Genomic DNA, 8379 nt, shown 5'->3' on the forward strand with positions numbered 1-8379 from the left:
GCATTGGAACCACCTGATCCCATCCCGAACTCAGAAGTGAAACGATGCATCGCCGATGGTAGTGTGGGGTTTCCCCATGTGAGAGTAGGTCATCGTCAAGATTAAATTCCGAAACCCCTATCTGCGTATGCAGGTAGGGGTTTTGTTTTAGTAGAAGTCACCAATTTTGCTGGCACGTTACCGCTGTAACGGGCTGGTCACAGAATTTCTTGACGACCATAGAGCATTGGAACCACCTGATCCCATCCCGAACTCAGAAGTGAAACGATGCATCGCCGATGGTAGTGTGGGGTTTCCCCATGTGAGAGTAGGTCATCGTCAAGATTAAATTCCGAAACCCCTGTCTGCTTATGCAGACAGGGGTTTTGTCTTTCTGGGCTTATAGAAGTCTAAGTCTGAAGCGGGTCAAATCCAGGTCTGCGTGTCTCGCTACTCCTTCGAGCCAGTAGCATCAGATATAGACCCCCCCTCATCGTTACACCACAGCCAAAACACCCAACACCGCGATCATGACGTGCGGTAAGCCCAATAATCCGTCCCTTCTAGCACGCCGTTCGGCGGTTATCTGACGAGTTTTGTACAAATCCTTAAGTTTTCTCCCGCTCGTGCCGAAAGACTGGTGAGACATGCGTGCACCAAAGTAGAGCGGCTTCAGAATGCCGTCTGCGCTGTTACATGGAATGTTGCAACCCGGAACGCATCCCCACTTTTGGCATAAGAAGTCCCATGAAATGAATCTCAAGTTCAGCCATAAAATCCTGCTGGCCGCTTCAGGCGTCGTGGTGCTGGCGTTTGCGTTGTTCACTTTGTACAACGACTATCTGCAACGAAACACCATTCGGCAAAACATCGAGTCCTCCGTTGAGCAAGCAGGCGACCTGACTGCCAGCAGCGTGCAGAACTGGATGAGCGGCCGCGTGCTGGTCCTGGAAAACCTCGCGCAGAACGTCGCCCATCAGGGTGCCAATGCTGACTTGCCAGGGCTGGTCGATCAACCGGCCCTCACCTCGAACTTCCAGTTCACCTACGTCGGGCAGGCCAATGGCATGTTCACCCAGCGCCCCGACGCGAAGATGCCAGACGGCTACGATCCGCGTCAGCGCCCCTGGTACAAACAAGCCGTGGTCGCCGACAAGACCATGCTGACCCCGCCTTATATGGCGGCGGTCGGCGGGCTGGTGGTGACCGTTGCCATACCGGTGAAAAAGAACAGCGAACTGCTGGGCGTGGTCGGCGGTGACCTGAGCCTGGAAACCCTGGTGAAAATCATCAACTCGGTGGACTTCGGTGGTATCGGTCACGCATTCCTGGTCAGTGCCGACGGTCAGGTGATCGTCAGTCCGGACAAAGACCAAGTGATGAAGAACCTGAAAGACATCTATCCGGGTTCCAGTGTTCGCATCGAGAAAGGCATCCAGGAAGTCGTACTGAACAAGCAGGACCGCATCCTCTCGTTCACACCGGTGAGCGGTTTGCCGAATGCCGAGTGGTACGTTGGTCTATCGATCGACAAGGCCAAGGCCTATGCACCACTGAGCCAGTTCCGCACCTCGGCGCTGATCGCGATGTTCATCGCTGTAACGGCCATTGCCGTGCTGCTGAGCTTGCTGATCAACGTGCTGATGCGTCCGCTGACCACGATGGGCCGTGCGATGCAGGACATCGCTCAGGGCGAGGGCGACCTGACCCGTCGTCTGGTCGTAGAAAGCAAAGACGAGTTCGGCGAGTTGGGTGGTTCCTTCAACCAGTTCGTGGAGCGGATTCACGCATCGATTTGCGAAGTGTCCTCGGCGACCCGCCAGGTTCATGATCTGTCGCAACGGGTGATGGCATCGTCCAACGCTTCTATCATCGGCTCCGACGAACAAAGCGCCCGCACCAACAGCGTGGCCGCGGCGATCAACCAATTGGGCGCCGCCACCCAGGAAATCGCCCGCAATGCCGCTGATGCTTCGCAACACGCCAGCGGCGCGAGCGAGCAGGCCGATGACGGCCGTCAGGTGGTGGAACAAACCATCCAGGCCATGACCGAGCTGTCGCAGAAAATCAGCCTGTCCTGCACGCAGATCGAAACCTTGAACGCGAGCACCGACAACATCGGCCACATTCTGGATGTGATCAAAGGCATCTCCCAGCAGACCAATTTGTTGGCGCTCAACGCGGCCATCGAAGCGGCCCGTGCCGGTGAGGCCGGTCGTGGTTTTGCGGTAGTGGCGGATGAGGTGCGCAACCTGGCTCATCGCACCCAGGAGTCGGCGGAAGAGATCCACAAGATGATCAGCTCGCTGCAGATCGGTTCTCGCGAGGCGGTGACTACGATGAACGCCAGTCAGGTGTCCAGCGAGCAGAGCGTCGAAGTAGCGAACCAGGCCGGCCTGCGACTGGTCAGCGTGACCCAGCGCATCGGCGAAATCGACGGCATGAACCAATCGGTGGCCGCGGCGACCGAAGAGCAGACGGCCGTGGTCGAAACCCTCAACGTCGACGTCAACCAGATCAACCTGCTGAACCAGCAGAGCGTGGCCAACCTCAATGAAACATTGAAGGATTGTGATGCGCTGTCCCAGCAGGCCAATCGTTTGAAGCAACTGGTTGATAGCTTCAAGATCTGATTGAGGTCAGTAGGATCGCGTTATCGTTCTTCGCGTGAAAGCCTCGCTCCTACAAGAGCTAACCTGTAGAAGCGAGGCTTGCCTGCGATAGCGGTAGATCAGTCACCGCTGAACCGAAGCGCTACACAAACAGCTTCACCACGTTCCCCATCGCATCATCGGCAAACCCCTGAACGAACTTCTTGAACCCCGGCAGGGCCTCGGCGCCGCCCTGGGCCGGCTCGGCAATGATCGTCCAGGTCGCCCGCGACTTGTCTGTACCCAGGGATTCCACACTCATCGCTGCCYACAAATTGGCCACGCCCAAGGTGTTGTAGATCGTGGTCCAGGTCATGTTCAGCGCCTGGTCGTTGCGGGAGTTGAGCTGCTCGACCACCAGGTTGCCGTCCTTAAAGAACTTCTTGCGCAGCGACGACACACCTTCGCCGGTCATCTCGATGTGCGACAGCGCCGGAATGAATCGGTCGAAGCCGGCAAAATTGCCGACCACTGCCCAGACTTGCGCCGCGTCGGCCGGTACTTCCACCGAAGACACAACGTGGCAGCCTTGAGGGTTTTTGATCAGGGTATCGGGTTGCAGAGTATTCATGGTTTTTGCTCCGTGCGGGGTTAGGGTGAATCAGATGAAGTTGATTTCTTTGAGGTAGTCGCAGCCGCGTCGCAGCAGCGCCGGGGATTTTTCCGGGTAGTGCGCGCCCATCTGCCGTACACCGGCCTGGGCGTTGTCGTGGCCAATCATCGAGATGTCGCCGATGTCTTCCTCGAAGCCGTTGAGGTAGAAACCCAGCACGCCAAACAGCGCGTTATCACTGTCGACCCGGCCCAATTGCTGCTGCCAGTCGGCGACGCTGACCATCGAGAACTCCCGACCGGCTTCGCGAAAGGAAGCCACGTAGGAGTCCCAGCTCAGGGGTTCGGGGTTGTGCAGGTTGAACACCGCTTTTTCGGCCTGGTAACGGCTGGCATGGAAGGCGATGAAACGGGCGAGAAAATCCACCGGCATCAAGTCGAAATTCAGTGCGAACTCCGGTACCTGACCGAGCTGGATCGAGCCCTTGAGCATCAGCATCAGGCGATTCTTGTGGGGCTGGCAGACGCCGGTGAGGCTGTTGAAACTGATATTGCCGGGGCGATAAAGATTGACCCGAACCCCACGCTCCCGCGCCCTTTCGAGGATCCGCTCGCCGACCCATTTGGACAGGTTGTAGCCGTTCTTGATGTAGATCGGCGGTGTCTGCGCGGCGGGCAACTCCAGCACCCGGCCATCGTCGGAAATCGTGCTGGACGCCGAGAGCGTCGAGACGAAGTTGAAGATCTTCTTGCTGCGTCCTTCACACAGGCGCAGACACTCGAAAATCGGTTCGACGTTATCCTGCGCCAACGACTCGTAATCGAGGACGTGATTGACGTTGGCGGCGTTGTGCACCAGTGCGCCGAACTCTCGATCCAGCCGTTCGTAAACCGCTTCGCTGAGCCCCAGTTGCGGGCGAGTGATGTCTGCCGCGTAAACCTGCACCCGGCTCAGGTCCAGATGCTCCAGGCGGTTTTCCCGCAACGCATCCGCAAAGCGTTGCGCCGCCGATTGCCCACCGCCATCGCGCACCAGGCACGCCACTTCGCTGGCGCCCCAGGCCAGCAGCGCTTCGACGATATGCACACCGACAAAGCTGTTGGCCCCGGTGACGATCACCTTGTGCACATCGCCCATTCGGCTGATCGGCAGCGGCTCGATGTCCAGTTCACGGAAGGCATCGGCCAGGGCTTTTTCACTCAACACTTCCTCGGTCCCGGAGCCGCGCACCAACGTCGCCAGCTTCGCAATCGTCGGCAGTTCGATGAAGCGGTTGATCGAGATACTGCGGCCGAACTCCTCACGCAAACGCAGGAGCATGCGCGACAGCAGGATCGAGTGCCCACCGAGGTTGAAGAAGCTTTCGTCGGTGGAAATGTCGCTGGCGGGTAGCTCCAGCAGCTCAGCCCAGATTTCCAACAACAGCGCTTCATCGGCGCTGGCGGGCAAACACCGTGGGCTGTTTTCGGTCACGTTGACGGGCAATTCCAGCAGCGCTTTGCGGTCGACCTTGCCGTTGCTGGCGAACGGCATGCTCGCCAGTTCAGTCCAGGCGATCGGCTGCATGTAGTCCGGCAGAAACTGCATCGCATGGGCTTTCAAGGCTTCGCGAGCGGCACCGGGTTGCGCTTCCTGGGGTTGCGCGAGAAAGGCCAGAATCCGTCGATGACAATCGATGACCACCGCCACCTGACGGTATAGCTGGCTGTCGCGCAGGCAGCGTTCGATCTCTTCCGGCTCGACCCGAAAGCCGCGAATCTTCACCTGATTGTCTCGCCGTCCGCACAGCTCGATACCGTCGGCGGTCCACTTGGCCATGTCGCCGGAGCGGTAGGCGCGCAGGCTCTGGCCGTTCGGCAGGTGCAGGTTCAGATAGCGTTCGGCAGTCTGCTGCGGATTGTTCAGGTAACCCAGGCACACCCCCGGGCCGACGATGTACAACTCACCGACGGTTTGCTCGGTCACCGGTTGCAAATCCTCATCGAGGATCAGCACCTGACTGTTGGCAATCGGTGCACCGAGGGTCCGGTTGCTGTCGCCGGTACGCAGTTGCCGCGCGGTGATCAGCACCGTGGCTTCGGTCGGGCCATAGAGGTTGTAGAGATTGCCTTGGCGGGTCAGTTGCTGAACTACGTAGGGTTCGCAGACATCGCCGCCGGTCATCACATGATCGAGGACCTGCAACTGATCCAGCGGCAGGATGCTCAGCAAGGCTGGCGGCAAAAAGGCATGGCTGAGTTGTTGGTGGCGGATCAGCTCGACCAGTTGCAGCGGGTCGCGACGTTGGTCCTCGTTGGGCACGATCAGCTCTGCACCCTGCAACAGGGTCGGGAAGATATCGATCAATGACGAGTCGAAACTCAACGATGAAAACTGCAACGCCCGGCTCTGTTCGGTCAGCTGCACGTAGTCGGCGTACCACGCGGTGAAGTGCGCGAGGTTGGCCTGGCTGAGCAGCACGCCTTTGGGGTGACCTGTGGTGCCCGAGGTGTAGAGCGCCATGCATGGCGCGTCGAGATCGGGGCGTTGGCGCATCAAGGGTTGATCGAGGTTCACATCGCCGCTGTCGATACGGCTGATGTCCAGCCCCGGCATCGTCTCGCTGAGTGGATGCTCTCCGTCATGCAGCAACAACACCGCTCCAGCGTTTTCCAGAATGTACTGCTGACGTTGCAGCGGGTGGCTCGGCTCCAGCGGCAGGTACACCGCACCGCTGCCGAGGATCGCCAGAATCCCCGCATACAACGCACTGCATTTTGGCAGGCAAACTCCGACCACCAGAGGCCCTTGATGCTGATCGAGCAACGGTTGCAATCGCTGTTGGATGGCGCGGCTGTGGGCGTGCAGTTCTCGATAGGTCAGCGACGTGCCGGCGATGTTCAGCGCCGCACGCTCGGCAGACTGAATAAAGCGCTGTTCAAGCCGCTCGATCATCGGGATCTGCCCAAGTTGCAGAAGTCGTGGTTCTGCCGTGTTGTTGAGACGGTGGACGAAGGCCAGGTGCTCTAAAAACAGCAGGTTTTCCACCTGTTCGAAGTGCGCGGAAATCGTCGGCTCGGCCTGCAGGAAATAGTCGGCATCCCGGGAGAAGCGGCTGACCAGCAGCGCCACATGATCGACCAGCTCGGCCACCGCTCGCAGGCGCAATGCCTGGCCGTTGCCGGACAACTCTTCGGCGACCGGCACGCGACTCAACGGCGTCGAGTTGTACGTGCACAGCAGGTCCAGCGGTGGCAGCCCGCTAGTTCCCGACACCCCGACACCCACTTGCAGCATCAGGTGCGGCGCATTGCCGAAGTCCCGAAATGGCAGGCTCGCATCGTCGATCAGCAAATCAAATAGGCCTGGCGGTGGTTCTTCCACATTCGCAAGTCGCGCCAGTGAATGACCGTGTTGTTCGAGCTCCAGCGCCAGTTCGGTCAGGGCCTGGCTTTGCCCGATGAGCAAAATATCGAGACGTCTCATGATGTTCTCCTCGTTAAACCAGGTAGTCGCTCAGGGCGCTTTGCACGCACGGTGAATCGAGCAGCGAACTGCTGCGGAAAAACCGCACGATGTTGGCGACCAGCGGGTGATGGCGATTGATCGGGAAGGCCAGCCCCGACATTTCGCTCTTGAGGGCCTGACGTGCTGCGTCGCTGATCTGCAAGGCGTCGATCAGGCGGAAGTCGAAGGACTTCTGGATATCGTTGGTCAGGTAATGGCCGATGAACACCGGCAGGATGTGCGCGATGCACTGGCGATCGTCTTCGCTTGCGGTGTGCCAGTAGATGCGCACCAACCGCGACCAGAACCCGGAATGACGGCCCTCGTCCAGCAAGTGGTCGGCCATCAGGCCTTTGATCGATTGCTTGACCGTGTCGTCCTTGGCGAACGCCGCCACATCGCCGGTCACGGTGTTCTCGGCGATGGCCACGCAGATCAGTTCCACGGCACTGCGCAGGTGTTCCGGTGCGAGGGCCACGGCCGCCGGGATGGCACGGCTCAGTTCGATTTCATCCGGCAGTTCGATGGGGGTGATGCCGGTCATGGCGACGGTCTGCTGCATGAAGTCCATGGCCACCAGGGCGTGGTAATCCTCGTCCACCACCACGGTCATGGCGTCGTAGCGACAGGCGAACGGGAACGCCACGCTGAAGCGGTTTTTAGCGATGCTGCGGGCGGTCTTGTCGACGATCTCGGTTTCGAAAATCACCACGTCATTGATGAACTTGTAGAGCGTCTGTACCAGGGCGAAATCCCGTTGTTCCGGGCATTCGCGCAGGAAGGTTTCGCTCAGCACCAGCGGCTGGCGGCTCAGCGGATAGATCAGCTTGTCGTCGTTCTCCAGCACACGCCGGGGGCGGGTGCGAATGGTTGCGCGGCTTTCCCAGGCGTCGGCGAAGGATTGGTAGTCGGCGGCGTTCATGCGTTCACCTCGGCAACCGGTTCGCTCATGCTCAGGCGCAAGCCGTCCCACAGCGCGATGCGACTTTCCACGGCGGCGATGGCGCTGGCGTATACGTCTTCTTCGCGCTGCGGATCGCCATTGACCAGGCGTGCGAGGAGTTTTTCCGCCGCCGGGCCGTGGTCTTCGGAGTCGACTTCGATGTGCCGTTCCAGGTAGTAACGGAAGGTCGGCGCTTGTTCGATGCCAATGCCCCAGTCGTCGAGAATCCGCTGGAACATCTGCGGGATGACACTCTCGCGGCCGTGCAGAAACGCCGCCGCCACACTATGCCCCGGCGCATGCAACGCGGTGTGCAAGGTGTGGCGTACGAACTGTGCGGCCGCCGGGTCGACGTCCACGCTTTGCAAGGCCACGTCGTAGCTCACGCCTTCTTTTTGCAACGCCACGAAGCGTTCGACGGCGACCGTGCTTGCACCGACTTCGCGCATCGCATCCAGGTACAACTCGAAATGGCTGTAGTGACCTTGGGCGGGACGATCATCGGACTCTTCACCGAGCACGATCTCGTTGATCAGACGCGCGGCCTGCGGATCTCGTGGCGGTAGCCAGGGCAGCTGAACGCAGGTCAGTTCCTGTTGCAGGCGTTTGGTCAGCGACATGAAATCCCACACTGCGAACACATGGGTTTCCATGAAGCGTTGAAGCACCGATAACGAATGTATTTCAGAAAAGATCGGGTGCGCACTAAGTTCTGCTTTCTTCTGATTAAGACGATCTTTAGTCGGTTTCATGAGCGAGCCTATAAG

5 protein-coding genes and 2 rRNA genes are annotated in these 8379 nt (G+C 59.3%); 3 read left to right on the top strand and 4 right to left on the bottom strand.

What is annotated here, in order from left to right; genetic code table 11:
• The 3 genes from rrf (AC1DIS_RS29445) to AC1DIS_RS29455 all read left to right on the top strand — a co-directional run.
• Positions 1-101: ribosomal RNA gene (rrf, locus tag AC1DIS_RS29445) — 5S ribosomal RNA — on the top strand; the annotation flags it as partial.
• Between the two features lie 107 nt (positions 102-208).
• Positions 209-324, top strand: a 5S ribosomal RNA gene (gene rrf / locus AC1DIS_RS29450).
• A gap of 407 nt (positions 325-731) precedes the next feature.
• Positions 732-2612, top strand: coding sequence for a methyl-accepting chemotaxis protein (locus AC1DIS_RS29455; protein WP_018930308.1), 1881 nt, complete (start codon positions 732-734; stop codon positions 2610-2612).
• 121 nt (positions 2613-2733) lie between these two features.
• On the opposite strand, the gene AC1DIS_RS29460 is transcribed toward AC1DIS_RS29455, so the two are convergent.
• The 4 genes from AC1DIS_RS29460 to AC1DIS_RS29475 are packed head-to-tail and all read right to left on the bottom strand — an operon-like array spanning position 2734 to position 8364.
• Complete coding sequence (locus AC1DIS_RS29460) at positions 2734-3201, bottom strand: SRPBCC family protein (RefSeq protein ID WP_477781274.1); 468 nt, start codon at positions 3199-3201, stop codon at positions 2734-2736.
• 30 nt (positions 3202-3231) lie between these two features.
• The gene (locus AC1DIS_RS29465; protein ID WP_477748669.1) at positions 3232-6648 is read right to left on the bottom strand and encodes an amino acid adenylation domain-containing protein; all 3417 of its coding nucleotides are present in this window, start codon (positions 6646-6648) and stop codon (positions 3232-3234) included.
• Positions 6649-6661: 13 nt separating this feature from the next.
• Positions 6662-7591, bottom strand: a complete 930-nt coding sequence (locus AC1DIS_RS29470) for a diiron oxygenase (protein WP_018930305.1) — start codon at positions 7589-7591, stop codon at positions 6662-6664.
• Entirely contained in the window at positions 7588-8364 is a 777-nt protein-coding gene (locus tag AC1DIS_RS29475; protein ID WP_019582916.1) for a DUF3050 domain-containing protein, read from the bottom strand. Before AC1DIS_RS29475 ends, AC1DIS_RS29470 begins: the two co-directional genes overlap by 4 nt.
• Between the last annotated feature and the right edge of the window lie 15 nt (positions 8365-8379).

The organism is Pseudomonas sp. 05N433, from assembly GCF_056396925.1.

Coding starts and splice junctions, on each gene's coding strand:
- AC1DIS_RS29475 (WP_019582916.1), bottom strand. CDS start 8,364: ATGAAACCGACTAAAGATCGTCTTAATCAGAAGAAAGCAGAACTTAGT.
- AC1DIS_RS29470 (WP_018930305.1), bottom strand. CDS start 7,591: ATGAACGCCGCCGACTACCAATCCTTCGCCGACGCCTGGGAAAGCCGC.
- AC1DIS_RS29455 (WP_018930308.1), top strand. CDS start 732: ATGAATCTCAAGTTCAGCCATAAAATCCTGCTGGCCGCTTCAGGCGTC.
- AC1DIS_RS29465 (WP_477748669.1), bottom strand. CDS start 6,648: ATGAGACGTCTCGATATTTTGCTCATCGGGCAAAGCCAGGCCCTGACC.